Source organism: Streptomyces argenteolus (genome assembly GCF_042902585.1).
GTDB classification, from domain to species: domain Bacteria; phylum Actinomycetota; class Actinomycetes; order Streptomycetales; family Streptomycetaceae; genus Streptomyces; species Streptomyces argenteolus.
In genome coordinates this window covers 107,894-124,360 of sequence record NZ_JBIBEG010000006.1, presented here as the reverse complement: position 1 = coordinate 124,360, position 16,467 = coordinate 107,894, and the positions used below count along the sequence as shown (strand labels likewise).

General features: G+C 71.8%; 12 protein-coding genes. 4 read left to right on the top strand and 8 right to left on the bottom strand.

The genetic code is table 11. The features are described from left to right. Positions 1 to 79 precede the first annotated feature (79 nt). Positions 80 to 370 carry a YiaA/YiaB family inner membrane protein gene (locus ACFY8O_RS21815; RefSeq protein WP_145806665.1) on the bottom strand — a complete coding sequence of 97 codons (291 nt, stop codon included), beginning with the start codon at positions 368 to 370 and terminating at the stop codon, positions 80 to 82. Between the two features lie 81 nt (positions 371 to 451). Beyond that, positions 452 to 1,603, bottom strand: a complete 1,152-nt coding sequence (locus ACFY8O_RS21810) for an acyl-CoA dehydrogenase family protein (RefSeq protein ID WP_387904793.1) — start codon at positions 1,601 to 1,603, stop codon at positions 452 to 454. 65 nt (positions 1,604 to 1,668) lie between these two features. Between ACFY8O_RS21810 and ACFY8O_RS21805 the strand changes: the two genes are divergently transcribed. Genes ACFY8O_RS21805 through ACFY8O_RS21795 form a run of 3 tightly spaced genes read left to right on the top strand, consistent with a single transcriptional unit; the run spans position 1,669 to position 4,070 of the window. After that, positions 1,669 to 2,343 (top strand): TetR/AcrR family transcriptional regulator, encoded by a 675-nt coding sequence (locus tag ACFY8O_RS21805; RefSeq protein WP_387904791.1) that lies wholly within the window; start codon positions 1,669 to 1,671, stop codon positions 2,341 to 2,343. A gap of 14 nt (positions 2,344 to 2,357) precedes the next feature. Further along, a complete protein-coding gene (locus ACFY8O_RS21800; protein WP_387904790.1) occupies positions 2,358 to 3,077 on the top strand; it encodes an ArsR/SmtB family transcription factor in 720 nt (239 codons plus the stop codon). A 48-nt stretch (positions 3,078 to 3,125) separates the two neighbouring features. Continuing rightward, a complete protein-coding gene (locus ACFY8O_RS21795) occupies positions 3,126 to 4,070 on the top strand; it encodes a DMT family transporter (protein WP_387904788.1) in 945 nt (314 codons plus the stop codon). A gap of 127 nt (positions 4,071 to 4,197) precedes the next feature. Here the strand turns inward: ACFY8O_RS21795 and ACFY8O_RS21790 are convergent, their stop codons facing one another. Continuing rightward, positions 4,198 to 7,203, bottom strand: coding sequence for a S8 family serine peptidase (locus ACFY8O_RS21790; protein ID WP_387904785.1), 3,006 nt, complete (start codon positions 7,201 to 7,203; stop codon positions 4,198 to 4,200). A gap of 259 nt (positions 7,204 to 7,462) precedes the next feature. On the opposite strand from ACFY8O_RS21790, the gene ACFY8O_RS21785 reads away from it, so the two are divergent. After that, a complete protein-coding gene (locus ACFY8O_RS21785) occupies positions 7,463 to 8,464 on the top strand; it encodes a helix-turn-helix domain-containing protein (protein WP_387904782.1) in 1,002 nt (333 codons plus the stop codon). A gap of 129 nt (positions 8,465 to 8,593) precedes the next feature. Here ACFY8O_RS21785 and ACFY8O_RS21780 read toward each other — a convergent pair whose 3' ends face one another. The 5 genes from ACFY8O_RS21780 to ACFY8O_RS21760 form a co-directional block, all read right to left on the bottom strand. After that, a complete protein-coding gene (locus tag ACFY8O_RS21780; RefSeq protein WP_145806686.1) occupies positions 8,594 to 9,673 on the bottom strand; it encodes a Zn-dependent alcohol dehydrogenase in 1,080 nt (359 codons plus the stop codon). Between the two features lie 38 nt (positions 9,674 to 9,711). Continuing rightward, positions 9,712 to 11,106: an aldehyde dehydrogenase family protein gene (locus tag ACFY8O_RS21775; protein ID WP_387904778.1), complete on the bottom strand. Its 1,395-nt coding sequence runs from the start codon at positions 11,104 to 11,106 to the stop codon at positions 9,712 to 9,714. Positions 11,107 to 11,310: 204 nt separating this feature from the next. After that, on the bottom strand, positions 11,311 to 12,573 hold the full coding sequence (locus ACFY8O_RS21770; protein ID WP_145806690.1) for an MFS transporter: 1,263 nt from the start codon (positions 12,571 to 12,573) through the stop codon (positions 11,311 to 11,313). Further along, the gene (locus tag ACFY8O_RS21765; RefSeq protein ID WP_387904776.1) at positions 12,573 to 14,009 is read right to left on the bottom strand and encodes a CitMHS family transporter; all 1,437 of its coding nucleotides are present in this window, start codon (positions 14,007 to 14,009) and stop codon (positions 12,573 to 12,575) included. Before ACFY8O_RS21765 ends, ACFY8O_RS21770 begins: the two co-directional genes overlap by 1 nt. A 120-nt stretch (positions 14,010 to 14,129) precedes the next feature. After that, positions 14,130 to 16,310, bottom strand: coding sequence for a molybdopterin oxidoreductase family protein (locus ACFY8O_RS21760; RefSeq protein WP_387904774.1), 2,181 nt, complete (start codon positions 16,308 to 16,310; stop codon positions 14,130 to 14,132). Between the last annotated feature and the right edge of the window lie 157 nt (positions 16,311 to 16,467).

Sequence of the window (16,467 nt, the reverse complement as noted above, 5' to 3'; positions counted from 1 at the left end):
ACGCGCCCCTTTCCGCTGGCAGGACGAACACCATACCGCGAACCTGAGCAAGCGCTTAGAGCGTACCGGGGTGAGATCGTCAGAGCTTCTGGAAGGGGTCGTGCTCGGCGAGGATCTTCTCCAGCCTGGCCTGGTCGACCCGGCTGATGATCTGGCCCGCCTCCTGGCGGTCCCGGATGACCTTGGCGAGGGTGAAGCACGAGGTGACCAGGTAGAGGACGCCGATGGCCAGGAAGGCCCGCACCCAGGCGTCGGCGTCGAGGAAGAAGATACCGAGGGCCACCGCGCCCATGGCCACTCCGAAGGAGAGGACGGCCTGTCCGTAGAAGGCCGCGGTGCTCTGCTGCTTGACCGATGTGGAATCACTCATGCCGCACAGCATCCGGCGCGGTGGCGCACGCCGGTATCCGCCGGCGTACTCACCCGGTACTCAGTCGGGCGCCCGCAGGGCTCAGAAGGCGGAGACCCCCGTGAGCGCCCGGCCGATGATCAGCTTCTGGATCTGGCTGGTGCCCTCGTACAGGGTCATCACCCGCGCGTCCCTGACCAGCTTGCCGACGGGGTACTCGTCGATGTAGCCGTAGCCGCCGAACACCTGGAGGGCGTTGTTCGCGGCCCGGACCGCGGCCTCGGAGGCGAACAGCTTCGCCGTCGAGGCGGCGGTGGCGAAGTCCTGGCCCCGGTCGATCAGGTCGGCGACGCGCCAGGTGAGCATCCGGGCGGCGTCGACGTCCACGGAGATGTCGCTGATGAGCTCCTGGACGAGCTGGTAGCTCGCGATGGGCTTCCCGAACTGCTCGCGCTCGCCCGCGTAGCGCACGGCGGCGTCCAGGGCGGCCTGGGCGATGCCGACGCAGCCCGCCGCGACCGACATCCGCCCCTTGGCCAGGGCGGACATGGCGATGGAGAACCCCTTGCCCTCGGGGCCCAGAAGGGTGGAGGCGGGGACCCGGACGTCCTCCAGCACCAGTTCGGCGGTGGCCTGGCCGCGCAGCCCGAGCTTCCCGTGGACCGTGCGCCGGGTCAGCCCGGGGGCGTCGGCGGGCACCAGGAAGGCGGAGACGCCCCGGTGCCCCGGGGTGTCGTTGGTGCGGGCGAACAGCAGGACGACATCCGCCCAGGTCCCGTTGGTGATGAACATCTTGGAGCCGTTGATGACGTAGTCGTCGCCGTCACGCACGGCCCTGGTGCTGAGGTTGCCGGCGTCGGAGCCGGTGCCGGGCTCGGTGAGACCGAAGCAGCCGACGGCCTCACCGGCGGTGAGCCGCGGCAGCCACTGCCGCTTCTGCTCCTCGTCGCCCCAGGAAGCGATCGTCTTGGCCACCAGGCCGAGGGAGACGGACACGATGCCGCGCACCGAGGAGTCGCCCCGGCCGAGCTCCTCCGTCACCAGGCAGTAGGAGAGGTGGTCACCGCCGGAGCCGCCGTACTCCTCGGGGATGGTCAGCCCCAGGAAGCCGAGGGCGCCCAGCTTCTTCACGATCGACTTGTCGACACTCTCGGCCCGGTCCCACTCGACGACATGCGGGGTGATCTCCCGCGCGACGAAGTCCTCGGCGAGCTGCCGGACGGCATCCTGCTCCTCGCTCAGCTCCAGGTTCATCCTGCGACACCCCACTTTTAATTAGCACTGCTAGTTTTTCGTGTGCAGGCCCTACTATGTGCCGCATGGCCCGACCGCGCAAGCCCCTCCTCAGCAGAGACCGCATCGTCGAGGCGGCGAGCGCGCTCGTGGACGCCGAGGGACTGGACGCGGTGTCGACCCGCCGCCTGGCCGCCGAGCTGGGCGTCAGCGGGCCCTCGCTCTACAACCACTTCCGGAACAAGGACGAGATCCTCGACGCGGTCGCCGACGCCGTGTCCGCCCAGGTCGACCTGTCGATGTTCGAGGGGTCCGACCCCAGGGACTGGCCCGCAGCCCTGCACGACTGGGCCGTCTCCTACCGTGCCGCGCTGGCCGAGCACCCGCACATCGTCCCGGTGCTCGCCCAGGGCCCGGGCCGCCGCCCCGCCGGTCTGCGGGTCGCCGACGCGGTCTTCGGCGCGATGGTCGAGGCGGGGTGGCCGCCCGCGCAGGCGACGTACATCGGCGCCCTGATGCGCTACTTCATCACCGGCTCCGCGCTCGGCTCCTTCGCCCGGGGCTTCGTCGACGACGAGACGGCGTACGACCCCGCCGACTATCCGCACCTCGGCCAGGCCCACCTGCTGGCCGACCGGCGCCAGCAGGTCGACGAGGGAGCCTTCGAGACGGGCCTGCGGGCCCTGCTCGACGGCCTCGCGCTCCAGTACGAGGAAACGGTCGCCACCCGCACGGTTCGGCCCGCGCCGCATGGTGCCTGACGCATCCTGGACCCATGGCCCGTACGAGACCGAACGATCCTGCCGCGCCCCGGCTCGCGGCGCTGGCCGCCCTGCTGGCCGACGAGACCCGCGCCTCCTTCTGCCTCGCCCTGCTCGACGGGCGGGCCTGGACGGCGGGTGAGCTGGCCCGGAGCGCGGGGGTGGCCCCCTCCACGGCGAGTGAGCATCTGGGCAAGCTGATCGGGGGCGGCCTGCTCACCGAGGAACGCCAGGGCCGCCACCGCTACGTACGGCTGGCCGACGGACGGACCGCCCAGCTGATCGAGGAGCTGGCCGCCCACGCCGCCCCGGGCGCGGAGAAACCCCCGCGCACCCTGCGCGAGGCGAGCCTCCAGCACGCGCTGGCCCGGGGCCGGACCTGCTACGACCACCTCGCCGGGCGGCTCGGCATCCGGATCACCGACGCGATGACCGAACGCGGACTGCTGCGGCAGGACACCGGCTTCGCCCTGACCGACGAGGGCCTGGGATGGTTCGGCGGCCTCGGTGTGCGCCTCGACACGGCGTCACGCAGGCCGCTGGCACGCGGCTGCCTGGACTGGACCGAGCGGCGCCCCCATCTGGCGGGCGTCTCCGGGGCCGCCCTGTGCCGGCACGTGCTGGACGCGGGCTGGTGCGAGCGGGTCGGCACGGGGAGGGCGGTGCGCGCCACCCCTGACGGGCTGCGGGCGCTCTCGCGGCACCTGGACATCGACCCCGGACACTTGACGTGAGCCGTCAATTCGGTGGGCGCCGAACGGTTCCCGCCCTACCGTCGAGCCATGACAACGTCTACAGCGCGCCCCGCCGCGCCGGACACCGCGGGACGCGACTGGCGGGCCCCTGCCGCCGCATGCACCACCGTCGTCCTCTGGGCCTCCGCATTCGTCTCCATCCGCAGCGCCGGCGAGGCGTACTCACCGGGGGCGCTGGCGCTGGGCCGGCTGCTCGCCGGCACCCTGACGCTCGGCGCGATCCTGCTCGTACGCCGCGAGGGGCTGCCGTCCCGGGCGGCGTGGCCGGGCATCATCGGCTCGGGGCTGCTCTGGTTCGGGCTCTACATGGTGGTGCTCAACTGGGGTGAACAGCTGGTCGACGCGGGCACCGCCGCGATGCTGGTGAACATCGGCCCGATCCTGATCGCCCTCCTCGGCGCCGGTCTCCTCGGAGAAGGGCTGCCCAGAAGGCTGCTCGTCGGCATGGCCGTCTCGTTCGCGGGCGCGGTGGTGGTCGGGCTCTCCATGTCGGGACACGGGAGTTCGTCGGTCCTGGGCGTCGTGCTGTGCCTGGTGGCCGCGGTGACGTACGCCGGCGGCGTGGTCAGCCAGAAGCCCGCGCTCCGGCACGGATCGGCCCTCCAGATCACCACGTTCGGCTGCCTGATCGGTATGGTCGCCTGCCTGCCCTTCAGCGGTGTGCTGGTCTCCGAGGCGGCGGACGCCCCGCTGTCCGCCACGCTGAACATGGTCTATCTCGGGGTGTTCCCGACCGCGCTGGCCTTCACCACCTGGGCGTACGCCCTGGCCAGGACCACGGCGGGCCGGATGGGCGCGACGACGTACGCGGTGCCCGCCCTGGTGGTGCTGATGTCATGGCTACTGCTCGACGAGGTCCCGGCCCTGCTCACGGTCGCGGGCGGGCTGCTCTGCCTGGCCGGGGTCGCGGTCTCCCGGACCCGCGCGCGGGCGGCACGGACGCCTGTCCCTGCCGCCTCTCCCGAGGGCTGAGCCCCTCCGCGCGGCCCGGCCCCTTTCCCGTACCGGGGACGCGAAAGCCCTGCCGTCCCCCGTGGACAGGCAGGGCTTCGCGCGTACGGAGGCTGTGCTACGTCGTACGGAGCAGGCGGTGCCGGTGTCAGTTGAGCGTCAGGAAGGTGCCCGCGCCGTTGGGGTATTCGATCCAGACGGTTGACCGGGCTCCCGCCGGAACGCCGGACCAGGCGGCGGTCAGGTCGGTCGGGGTGCCAGGGGTGACACGGGAGGTGCCGGGTGTGACGGTGGCCTTGCCGGTGACCGGGCTGTCCTCGCTGACGCGGTTCACCTGGTAGGTGTACGGGGTGACGCTGTCGCCGCCGTCGGAGTAGTCGACAGCGACCACGGCCACGAAGATCGCATCGGCGTTCGTGCGCGACACGTTGACGGTGAAGACGCCGTTGCTGTCAGGGTCGGCGAACGCGGCGCTCTGCAGGACCCCGTCGATCATCGGCCCCCAGACGACGCCCGCGAGATTGCCTTCGGCCACGTCGAAGTGGACGGAGATCTGGGAGGCCTTGGTACCGGCCGGGATGGCCGCCTCGTAGTAGGTCTCGGCGGTTCCGGTCAGTGTGCCCTTGACGGGGGGCGCGGAGACCGGGCCACGGGCGGTGGCCGTGAGGGTGCTGGTCGCAGGAGTGACGGAGTAGGTGGTCTCGCCGCTGGTGCCGGTGCCTTTGATCTCGGCGGGCGCGTGGACGCTCTGCGGGGTGACGGCGATCGGGCTGCGGACGGTGGTGCGACCGGAGGTCCAGGTGAGAGAACCGGTGTCGAGGACGCCCGACGGTGCGGTGGTCACGTCGAACCTGACCGTGAAGGTGCGCTTCTGCCCGGGGTGGCTGAAGTGGAGAACGGACGGGGAGACGGTGGCCTTCACGCCCGGCAGGTCGACCTTGGCCCGGTAGGTGCCGGCGGAGGTGGCGGTGACGGTACGGGTGACGGTCTGGGAGCCGAAGAGCTCACCGATGGCTATGGAGGGGTAGTTGAGATCACTCGGATCGACGGCATCGACACCGGACCGGGTGTCGATGCCGACCCCTTCGAGGTATCCGAGCCAGTCCTGATCACCGGAGTCGTAGACGAGTCCGGGACTGAGCATCGCTTCGGCCTCGACCTCACCGGCGCCCTGGGCGAAGACGTCGGTGCTGTCCTTGCCGTCGGCGGTCCTGGTGGGGGTGGCGGTGGTCATCATGGCCGACTTGACGCTCATCGGGGACCAGGTGGGGTGCTCGGAGAGGTAGAGGGCTGCGAGGCCGGCGATGTGCGGGGTCGCCATCGAGGTGCCGGAGTAGTAGTCGAAGTCATGGCCGTGGTTACCGGGCGGGGCCACGGCAGCCAGAATGGTGGACCCGGGTGCGGTGATGTCCGGCTTGAGGAGGTCGCCGTTGCCCACGAGGGAGGGACCGCGCGAGGAGAAGCCGGCGACCTGCGGGTACGTTTCACCCGCGCCGCCCCTGCTGAGGGTCACGGTGGCGTCGCCCGCTGCCGCGTAGTCGCGTACAGCGGTTGCGGCGGGACCGCCGAGGTGGACGGTCGGCACGGAGTGCAGGTCGCCGTCGGTGCTTTCCTTGCCGTTGTTGACGAGGACCATGCCCACGCCACCGGCCCTCTTGACCTCGGCGGACTTGTCGGTACGGGCGGTGACGCCGCGGGTGCAGACGACCACCTTCCCGGCGGTACGTGCGGCGTCGAGGGTGCCCGCCGCGCAGTAGTCGGCGTCGGCGGCCCCCGCGGTCCTGACGGCGTCGGCGAGGACGAGGGGTGCGGAGCCGACGGTGTCCTGCACGCTGGTGCTGATACCGGTGTAGCTCTTCCCGTTGCCGAGGGTGACGGTGCCGGTGTGCGGGGCGATGGTTCCGGCGGCGACGGTGGTGGTCCAGGGCGCCGTGTTGTCGAGGCTGGAGGCCTCCGGGCCCGCGTTGCCTCCGGCGGTCGCCACGAAGACGCCTGCGGCGGCGGCGTTGCGGAGCGCGGTCTGGGCCGGGTCGTCGTAGGTGCTTTCGAACGTGCTGCCGAGGGAGTAGTTGATGACGTCCACGCCGTCGGCGACGGCCTGGTCGATGGCGGCGACTAGGTCGCTGGTCAGACCGCCGTCCTTCTTGCCGTCCTTGCTCTGCCAGAGAGCCTTGTAGACGGCGATGGTTGCGGCGGGCGCGACACCCGAGATGGTGCCGAGGTCGCGGCCGTCGGCGGTGGCGCGCACACCGGCGTTGCCGGCCGCGGTCGATGCGGTGTGGGTGCCGTGGCCCTGGCTGTCGCGGGGGGAGATGTAGCCGGCGCGGTTGGACGCGGGGACGTTCTGCAACCAGCCCTCAGCGAAGTACCGGGCGCTGATGATCTTCTGGTTGCAGTCGGTCGCGGTGAAACTCTCGCCGGTCTGGCAGGTGCCGGTGAACGTGGTGCCGTCGGCCTTGTGCATCACGGTGGTGGTGCCGTCGAGGTAGGGCCGGTAGGGGTCGTCCCGGGTGGGTTTCCCGCCGCGTGGGCCGGTGGGCTTCCCGGCCGTCAGCGCGGGGGCCCCGAAGGAGGCGCTCTCGGGCCAGATGCCGGTGTCGATGTCGCCGATGACGATGCCTTTGCCGGCCTCGGCCGTGCCGCCGAGCGCGGCCCACAGACCCTTGCGGCCGGAGAGGCCGAGGAAGTCGGTGGAGGTCTTGTCGTCGGTGACGTGGTGGAACCGGTCGGGGGCGATGTTGGTGACGCCCTTGGTGCGGGCCAGCTGGACGAGTTGGGCCGCGCTGAGCTTGGCGCTGAAGGTGTTGGTGGTGACGGCGTAGTGCTGGCGGACGGTGGCGCCGACCTTCTTGGCGACCTGGCTCTGCTTGTCGGTCAGGTGGGTGCGGTAGCGCTTGGCGCCGGGGGCGGTGACGTCGAGCCTCTTGCCCTTGGCGGGCCGGGTGGCGGGGAGGTCGTCGACGCTGCCGTCGTAGGTGACGAGGGGCTGGTCGGCGAGCGTGATCAGGTAGGTGCCCGCGGCAAGGGGAGTGGTGGACCCGGTCGCGACGGCGGGGGTGGCGAGGGGCAGGCTGACGACGGCGAGGGTCGTGGCGAGTAGGGCGCTGATGGCGCCGCGCCGGTTTCGGAGTGCTCTTCGTGGCTGGATTGTCACGGGTTTCCTCACGGGTGTACGGGCATGCCGGATAGGCGAGCGGGGGTGCTCGCCTGCGGCGCGGGCCCGGGGGCCGGGGTGAGTGAACCGCCTCTCACATGGGGTGATTGACGGACGGCTCAACAGAAGTGAACGCTTTGCGATCACTTGATGTCCAGATAATCTGATGGCGTCTTTGGCGCGTGACCAAACGCGCCACCTGCGAGGGGACCTCGGCCGGTCACCTGCCCGCCCGTACCTGTCCGGGGCACCCCGACGCGTGTGGCAGGGAAGGCCGGTTGTGCTGGAAGCAGTAGGCGTGAGCCGTTTCGACGAAGAGGTCTACCGAGCGGTTCTGACGGAACCTCGGAGTGCGGTGCGTGATCTCGCGGAGAGCGCGGGGGCCGGGGCGGCCCGTACCCGGCAGGCGCTGAAGCGTCTCACCGCTCTGGGGCTGGTACGGCGGGTGGAGCGGAGCCTGTGGGAGGCGGTGAGTCCGCAGTCGGCCCTCTCGGCGCTGGTGCACCGACGCCGGTCGGAGACGGAGACGGCATTCGCGAGGCTGGAGACGGAGTTCGCCCATCTGCATCGTCTGCACCGGGCCGGGCAGCTGCGGTCGGATCCCGGCGCCCTGGTGGAGGTGCTGACGGGCCGTGAGGAGACGATGCGCAGGGTCGATGAGCTGAGCCGCTCCGTCACCACGCATCTGTGGACGCTGGACAAGCCGCCCTATCTGGAGGCGGTGGGAGAGCCTCACCACGGCGAGATGGAGACGGCGACGACACGGGAGTGGCTGGAGCGCGGCGTGGACATCCGCGGCGTCTACTGCCTGGAGTCGATCGAGCCGCCCGGGCGGCTGGAGACGATCCTGAATCTGGCAGCGCTCGGGGAGCAGTCGCGGTTGTTGCCGCACCTTCCGTTCAAGGCGCGGATCGTGGACCGGCGCATCGCGGTGGTGCCGCTGGCAGGGGGGATACAGGACTCCATCATGCTGGTGCATCCGTCAGGTCTGCTGGACGGGCTGATGGAGTTGTTCGAGGCGTACTGGGAACGGGCCGAGCCCATGTTCTCCGACGGGCTCGGTGCGGTGGAGGGGCCCAGCGAGGAGGAGCTGGTCCTCGTCCGGCTGCTGCACGCCGGATACAAGGACCAGGCGATAGCGCGTCAGTTGGGGGTGAGCGTGCGTACGGCCACACGTCGCGTGGCGGCGTTGCTGAAGAGGCTCAACGCGGACACGCGGTTCCAGGCCGGGGTGAAGGCGCGGGAGCGGGGCTGGGTGTGACCACCGGGCGGCCGGGGTGCTCCTGCGCACGGAGCACGACCCGGGCGGGTGGCCCCTGGGGGCACACCCGCCCACGCGGACAGCGAAGCCCCGCCGTACCCGCGACCGGCACCGAGGCGGCGGAGCCCGCTAGAACACGACCAGCGCGCGTCCCCCCTTGCCCGCGATCATGTTGTCGAAGGCCGCGGGGATGCCGTCCAGCGAGATCCGCTCCGTGACCATCATCGAGAGGTCGAACCGTCCGGCGCGGATGTGCTCGGCGAGCACAGGCAGGTCGCGGGCCGGGTCGCTGTTGCCGTAGACGCAACCGGTGAGGGAGCGGCCCCAGTGGAAGATCTCCAGGGCGTTGAAGGTCACCTGCTGGTCCTTGCCGCCGATGCCGACGACCGTCGTACGGCCGCCCCGGCGGGTGGACTCCCAGGCGCCACGGATCGTGGCGGGGCGGCCGACGCACTCCACGGCGACGTCCGCGCCCTGGCCCCCGGTGAGCTTGCGGACGGCGCGCGGAGTGGTGTCGGAGGCCACGACGTAGTCGGTGGCGCCGGCCTTGCGGGCGAGCTCCTCCTTCTCCGGGGACACGTCCACGGCGATGATCTTCGACGCTCCGGCGATACGGGCGGCCTGGAGGACCGCGAGGCCGACGCCGCCGATCCCGAAGACGACGACGCTCTCGCCCTCGCGCACCTGGGCGGAGTGATGGACGGCGCCGTAGCCGGTCAGAACCGCGCAGCCGAGCAGGGCCGCGTCGTCGAGCGGGATGCCGGCCGGGGCGGGCAGCACGCAGTTGGCGGCGACGACGGTCTCCTGGGCGAACGCGGCGACGTTCAGGCCCGGGTGGAGCTCGGTGCCGTCGGCCGTACGGGCGTGGATGTTCGCCGCGCCCTTCAGCGCGTCGGCGCAGAGCCAGACCTCGCCGATCCCGCAGTGGAAGCACGCCCCGCAGGACGGCGCCCAGTTGAGGACGACGGGGTCGCCGGCGGCGACGTGGGTGACGCCCTCGCCGACGGCCAGCACGGTGCCCGCGCCCTCGTGGCCGAGGACCGCGGGCACCGGCAGGCGCATCGTGCCGTTGGACAGGGACAGGTCGGAGTGACAGACACCGGCGGCGGCGAGGCTGATGCTCACCTGGCCGGGGCCGGGCTCCGGGAGTTCGATGTCGGTGATCTCCAGGGGAGCTCCGACGGCGGGCAGTACGGCGGCGCGGACCACGAACAGACTCCTCGGTGGATCGGTGGGATCGGCGGGGATCAGAACTGGAGGGACTTGGTCTGGAGGTACTCGGAGAGACCGTGCGGGCCGAGCTCGCGCCCCACGCCGGACTGCTTGTAGCCGCCGAAGGGGGCCAGCGGGTTGAAGCGCCCGCCGTTGATGTCCACCTGGCCGGTGTCCATGCGGCGGGCGAAGGCCACGGCCTCCTCGTCGTCCGCTCCCCAGACGGCCCCGGCGAGTCCGTAGACGGTGCCGTTGGCGATCCGCAGCGCGTCGTCCGTGTCCTCGTACCGGAGGATCGAGAGCACCGGGCCGAAGATCTCCTCCTGCGCGATGGTCATGTCCGGGGTCACGTCGGCGAAGACGGTGGGGCTGACGTAGTAGCCCTGGTCCTTCGGCGCCTCGGGGCCTCCCGCGACGAGGCGGGCGCCCTCCTCGATGCCCTTCTCGATGTAACCCCGCACCCGGGCCTGCTGCTTGGCGTTGACGAGGGGGCCGACCCGCTCGCCGGGCACGTACTTGGCGACGGCGGTGGCGGCGAGGCTCACGGCCTCCTCGTACCGCTCGGCGTCGACCAGCATCCGGGTCCAGGCGCTGCACGTCTGGCCGGAGTTGGACATCACGTTGGCCACACCGACGTTGACGGCCCTGGCGAGGTCCGCGCCGGGGAGGATCACGTTGGCGGACTTGCCGCCGAGCTCCAGCGCGACGCGCTTGACGGCCGCCCCCGCCGTGGCGCCGATCTGCTTGCCGACGGCCGTGGAGCCGGTGAAGGAGACCAGGTCGACGTCCTCGTGCTCGGCGAGCGCCTGTCCGGCGACCGCGCCGATCCCGGTGACCAGGTTGAAGACGCCCGCGGGCAGACCCGCCTCCTGGATCGCCTCGGCGAAGAGCTGCGCGGTGAGCGGGGTGTCCTCGGCGGGCTTCAGGACGACGGTGCAGCCGGCCGCGAGCGCGGGGGCCACCTTGGCGACGATCTGGTGGAGCGGGTAGTTCCAGGGCGTGATCGCGCCGACGACTCCGACGGGCTCCAGCAGGACGGTGGAGTTGCCCAGCTTCTCCTCGAAGGAGTACGAGGCGGCCAGTTCGGCGTACGAACCGGCGACCAGCACCGGTACGCCCGCGTGCACCATCTGGGACAGCGGGAGCGGCGAGCCGAGTTCGGCGGTGACCGTCTCGGCGATCTCGTCCTTACGGGCGGCCAGCACGTCCCGCAGGGCTCCGAGCCTTGCGGCGCGTTCGGCGGGCGGGGTGGCCGCCCAGCCGGGGAAAGCGGCGCGCGCGGCGCGTACCGCGGCGTCGACGTCCTCGGCGGTGCCGGCGGGGACGTGCCCGACGACCTGCTCGTCCGCCGGGTTCACGACCGCGATCGTGTCCTGGCCGGAGGCGGGCCGCCACTCCCCGCCGATGTACATCCCGTCATGCGCCTTCATTGCTGTTCCTCCCGGGCTCGCTGTGCCTGCCGCCGAAGCCGTGCGTACGGACGGATGCCGTCCCCGGCCCAAACTAGCGCTGTTAGTTTTTGGGCGCCAGGGAACGGCCGGAGACACAGGTCACGCACGGACCACGGCAACCGTCCCACGCGGGGCGGGTGTGTGTCCGGGTGCGCGGCGCGGCGGGATTTCGGGAGCCAGCGGTCAGGAGGCGTCCCGCTCGGCGCGAGCCGCGCCCCTGCGGGGTGCCGGTACCGGGGGATCCGGTTCCGTCGGCGCCGGTACCGCCGTCCGCCCGCCGCCCCGGAGGCCGAGTCCCGCCGCTCCGAGGAGCAGCACGCCCAGCATCACGAACGGGGCGGCGGTGCCCGCGACTCCGGCGATCAGGCCGGCCGATGCGGGCGCGGCGACCTGGCCGAGCCGGTTGCCGGTGAGCCTGAGCGCCAGTGCCGTGGAGCGGGCCGCCGCGGGTGCGGCCTGGACGACGGTGGTCATCGAGAGCGGCTGGCCGACCCCCAGGCAGAAGCCCAGCACGGCCAGCATCACGGCGAGCCCCCACACGGGGACGGGCAGGGCGATCGCCGCGCAGAGGAGGCCGCCGAGCAGGCAGGTCGTGGACAGCAGGGCCGTCCTGCCCACCCTGCGCAGCATCGGCGTCATGACCAGGCGGCAGGCGATGGTCGCGGCGGCCCGCAGGCTGAGCAGCAGCCCGACGGTGGCGGGGGCGATGCCGCGGTGCTCGCCGACGACCGGCAGGTAGGCGGTGAGGATGTCGGTGGCGCTGAGCACGGCGAGGCTGATGAAGATCCCGGCCGGAACACCACGGGTCCGCAGGATGGCGCCCACCGGCACCTTCTGCGCCTCCTTGCGCGTGGTCACGGCGGTGCGCCGGTGCTCGATGCGCCAGAGCGAGGTGAAGGAGACGGCGGCGACGACCGCCGAGACGAGCAGGGCCAGGGCGCTCGTGCGCGCCATCGCACCGTCCTGCTCGGAGATGACGAAGCCCGCGGCGATCGGCCCGACGAGCTGGCCGAGGGAGGCCCCGATGGTGAAGTGGCCGAAATTGCGGTCCTGGTCGGCGGGGGCCGACTGCCGGGCGACGAGCGACTGGGCGCCGATCACGAAGCAGAGGTGGCCGAGGCCCATCACCCCGCTCCACGCGGCGAGCGCGGCCAGGGAGTCCGAGGTGCCGCTGAGCGCACAGCCGCCGCCGATCAGGACCACCCCGACGGGCAGCAGGGGCGCGCAGCGGCCGTGGTCCGTGCGCCGGCCCAGCGGTACGGCGGCGAAGAGCGGGAGCAGCGCGTAGACACCCGCGATGACGCCGATCGCCCGCTCGTCGGCGCCCAGCGAGAGGGCCCGGTAGGAGACGGCCGGCCGCGCCATCGACACCGCCCCCTGCGCGAAGGCGAAGGCGATGACGAGGCGCAGCAGCCAGCCCCTGCCGGGCCGGGGTTCCGGAGGCATCAGATGATTCCGAACAGGATGCCCGCGGCCAGCACCACCAGCGAGGTGAGCACAGCCCACTTGACGGTGAAGCGGGTGTGGTCGCCGAACTCGACCTTGGCCATGCCGACCAGGACGTAGACGGCGGGCACGAGCGGGGACGACATGTGCAGCGGCTGTCCCGCGATGGAGGCGCGGGCGATCTCCAGGGGGGAGACGCCGTGGGCGGCGCCGGCCTCGGCAAGCACGGGCAGGACTCCGAAGTAGAAGCCGTCGTTGGACATGAAGTAGGTCAGCGGGAGGCTCAGCAGACCGGTGACGAGGGCCATGTGCGGGCCCATGCCGTCGGGGATGGCCCCGACGAGCCAGTCCGCCATGTGTTCGACCATACCGGTGCCGGTGAGCACGCCGGTGAAGACGGCGGCGGCGAAGACCATGCCGGAGACGTTGAGCACGTTGTCGGCGTGGGCCGCGATCCTGGCCCGCTGGTCGGGCATGTGGGGGAAGTTGACGGTGAGGGCGAGGGCCGCGCCGATCAGGAACAGCACCGGGATCGGCATCAGTTCGAGGATCATCGCTGCCAGCAGGGCGACGGTCAGCCCGGCGTTGAACCAGTAGAGCTTCGGGCGAAGGGTGTGCCGGTCGGGGTCGAGCCCCTTGAACTCCTCGTCCGCCGCGCCGCCCTCGGGGCCGCCCGCGCCCTCCGCACCGCCGGCACCGCCAGCGGCCTCCGCGCCTCCCGCGCCGGTCGCCCTCGGGGCCTTCGTGAGGCGGTCGGGACCGCCGCCCGCACCGACGAGGACGGTCTCCGGCTCGGTGACGAGCACCTCGTCGAGCGTGAGGGTGCCCAGGCGCCTGCGCTCACGGCGACCCAGGACCCAGGCCAGCAGGATGACGGCGAGCAGACCGACGGCGAGGGCCGGGATCATCGGGACGAAGATGTCGGCCGCGTCGACCTTGAGGGCGGTGGCCGCACGGGCCGTGGGCCCACCCCAGGGCAGCGTGTTCATCACCCCGTTCGCGGTGGCGGCGACACCGGTCATCACCACCAGGCTCATCTTCAGCCGCTTGTAGAGCGGATACATGGCCGAGACGGTGATCATGAACGTGGTGGAACCGTCACCGTCCAGCGAAACGATCGCCGCGAGCAGCGCCGTACCGATGACGATGCGCATCGGGTCGGCCTTGCAGAAGCGCAGGATGCCCCGGACGATCGGGTCGAAGAGACCGACGTCGATCATCACGCCGAAGTAGACGATGGCGAACATGAGCATCGCGGCGGTCGGCGCCAGGTTGCCGACCCCTTCGATGACGTAGTCACCGAGCTTCGCGCCCTGCCCGACGGCCACGCAGAACAGGGCGGGGATCAGGACCAGCGCCGCGATCGGGGACATCTTCTTCGTCATGATCAGGACCAGAAAGGTCGCGATCATGGCAAAGCCGAGGATTGTCAACATATGGGATACCTAACGTTCACCTTTGAACTCTGACCGGAGTCGCGGTCCGGATGACGTTAGGTGTCCCGAAGTGGCGTTAACAAGATGTTGACGTGTGAGCAATACGAGCAAAACCCCAGGTCAGCGAATTGGCGTCACGGACACGGGCACGGCGTTGAGCACCGAGGTCCCGGAGAGCGGGTCCAGGAGGCTGCCGTCGAGGAGCTGGTTCACGTTGACGCCCGGCTCCGCTCCCGCGACCGCCGTCCGGGTGCCCGGGCGGTTGTGTCCCCAGCCGTGCGGGAGGCTCACGACTCCGGTCCGTACCGCGTCGGTGATCTCGGTGGGCGCCTCGACCTGCCCGCCCGCCGCGGTGATCCGGGCCGTGTCCCCGTCGGCCAGGCCGATGCGGGCCGCGTCCTCGGGGTGGATCTGCAGGGTGCAGACGTTCGAGCCGCCGCGGAGCGACGCCACGTTGTGCATCCAGCTGTTGTTGGACCGCAGATGGCGGCGGCCGACCAGGACGAGACCGGCGGGGCGCGCGTCCAGCGCGGCGCGCAGCCGGGGCAGATCGGCGGCGATCGGCTCGGGGAAGAGCTCGATGCGGCCGGATCGGGTCTTGAGGACCTGCGGGACACGCGGCTCCAGCGGGCCGAGGTCGATGCCGTGCGGGTGCGCGAGGAGCTCTTCCAGGGTCAGGCCGTACGGTCCGAGACGGAGCATCAGGTCGAGGCGGCGTTCGGCGCCGGTGCGGCCGGTCAGTTCGGCGGCGAGCGTCTCGGGCGCCCCCGCCCTGGTGAGCGTCGAGGTGATGACCAGGTCGTCGACGGCCTCGGGCGGCGCCCCGTGGTTGCCGCCGACGGCGAGGACGAGCCGGGCGAGGATCTCGCTCTCGTCCATCCTGTCCTCCTCCAGCGGCACGGCGGGCCTGCTGTAGCGGACCTGGTTGCGGACGGCGAAGGAGTTGAACGCGAAGTCGAAGTGGGCGCTCTGCGAGGGCGGCGGCGGGGGCAGCACGACGTCGGCGTGGCGCGCGGTCTCGTTGAGATAGGGGTCCACGCTGACCATGAAGTCCAGGCCCTCGGCGAGCGCCCGGTCCAGGCGGTCGCCGTCGGGCGCGGAGAGCACCGGGTTGCCGGCGATCACGATCAGGGCGCGGATCCGGCCCTCGCCCGGAGTCTCGATCTCCTCGGCCAGTGCGGCGGCGGGCAGTTCCCCCTTGGCCTCGGGGTGGCCGGAGACCCTGCTCCTCCAGCGCCCGAGGGCGAAGCCCTTGCCGGGGCCGGCGGGCCGGGGCGCCCGGGCGGTGGCGGAGAGCGGGAAGAGCGCGCCGCCGGGGCGGTCGAGGTTGCCGGTGAGGATGTTCAGTACGTCGACGAGCCAGCTGGCCAGGGTGCCGTGCTCGACGGTGCAGCTGCCGATGCGCCCGTAGACGGCGGCGGCGGGGGCGGCGGCGAGTTCGCGGGCGATCTCCCGGATGAGGTCCGGGTCCAGGTCGCAGGCGGAGGACACCGCCTCGGGGGTGAAGTCCGCGACGGCCTCGGCCAGTTCGTCCAGGCCGTCGAGGTGGCCGGAGAGGGCTCCGGGGTCGGCGAGCTTCTCCTCCAGGAGGACCTGGGTGAGCGAGGCGAGCAGGAGGGCGTCGGTACCGGGCCGGATCGCGGCGTGCCGGTCGGCGAGGCGGGCGGTGCGGGTGCGGCGCGGGTCGACGACCGTGAGGGTGCCGCCCCGCCGGCGCAGCGCCTTGAGCTTGCCGGGGAAGTCGGGGGCGGTGCAGAGACTGCCGTTGGACTCCAGCGGGTTGGCACCGATCAGCAGCAGGTGGGCGGTGCGGTCGAGGTCGGGTACGGGGATGGCGTGGGCGTCGCCGAAGAGCAGCCCGCTGGAGACGTGCTTGGGCATCTGGTCCAGCGTGCTGGCGGTGAAGACGTTGCGCGTGCCGAGCGTGGACAGCAGCAGCGGCGGGTGGAGCGCTCCGGCCATCGTGTGCACGTTGGGGTTGCCGAGGAAGACTCCTACGGCCTGCTTGCCGTGTTCGGCGATCAGGGCGGGGATCTTCTCGGCGATCACGTCGAAGGCCTCCTCCCAGGTCGCCTCGCGCAGGACGCCGTCCCTGCGGACCAGCGGGGCGCGCAGCCGGTCGGGGTCGGCGTCGAGCCCGCCGAAGGAGGCGCCCTTGGGGCAGATGAAACCCTGGCTGAAGACGTCGTCGCGGTCACCGCGGGCCCCGGTCACGGTGGTCCCCTCGATGGTGAGGGTGAGTCCGCAGGTGGCTTCACAGAGCGGGCAGACACGCAGGGCGGTGCGGGAATCGTGGGACATGGGCCCTCCCCGGGGCGGCGGCAGCGGTGGCGCGCGGGCGTGATCGGGCCACCCGCCCCCGTACGGCAGGCGCGGGCTGCGGCCGGATCGAGCATACCGACCGGTACGGATGCTGGCGAGATGCCGGAGCGACCGTTGTGCGCGCCGCCTGCCCCGG

What these genes read in the sequence shown, in the direction of transcription:
- ACFY8O_RS21800 (WP_387904790.1), top strand. Translation starts at nt 2,358, where the DNA reads ATGGCCCGTACGAGACCGAACGATCCTGCCGCGCCCCGGCTCGCGGCG.
- ACFY8O_RS21815 (WP_145806665.1), bottom strand. Translation starts at nt 370, where the DNA reads ATGAGTGATTCCACATCGGTCAAGCAGCAGAGCACCGCGGCCTTCTAC.
- ACFY8O_RS21775 (WP_387904778.1), bottom strand. Translation starts at nt 11,106, where the DNA reads ATGAAGGCGCATGACGGGATGTACATCGGCGGGGAGTGGCGGCCCGCC.
- ACFY8O_RS21765 (WP_387904776.1), bottom strand. Translation starts at nt 14,009, where the DNA reads ATGTTGACAATCCTCGGCTTTGCCATGATCGCGACCTTTCTGGTCCTG.
- ACFY8O_RS21795 (WP_387904788.1), top strand. Translation starts at nt 3,126, where the DNA reads ATGACAACGTCTACAGCGCGCCCCGCCGCGCCGGACACCGCGGGACGC.
- ACFY8O_RS21770 (WP_145806690.1), bottom strand. Translation starts at nt 12,573, where the DNA reads ATGCCTCCGGAACCCCGGCCCGGCAGGGGCTGGCTGCTGCGCCTCGTC.
- ACFY8O_RS21810 (WP_387904793.1), bottom strand. Translation starts at nt 1,603, where the DNA reads ATGAACCTGGAGCTGAGCGAGGAGCAGGATGCCGTCCGGCAGCTCGCC.
- ACFY8O_RS21760 (WP_387904774.1), bottom strand. Translation starts at nt 16,310, where the DNA reads ATGTCCCACGATTCCCGCACCGCCCTGCGTGTCTGCCCGCTCTGTGAA.
- ACFY8O_RS21805 (WP_387904791.1), top strand. Translation starts at nt 1,669, where the DNA reads ATGGCCCGACCGCGCAAGCCCCTCCTCAGCAGAGACCGCATCGTCGAG.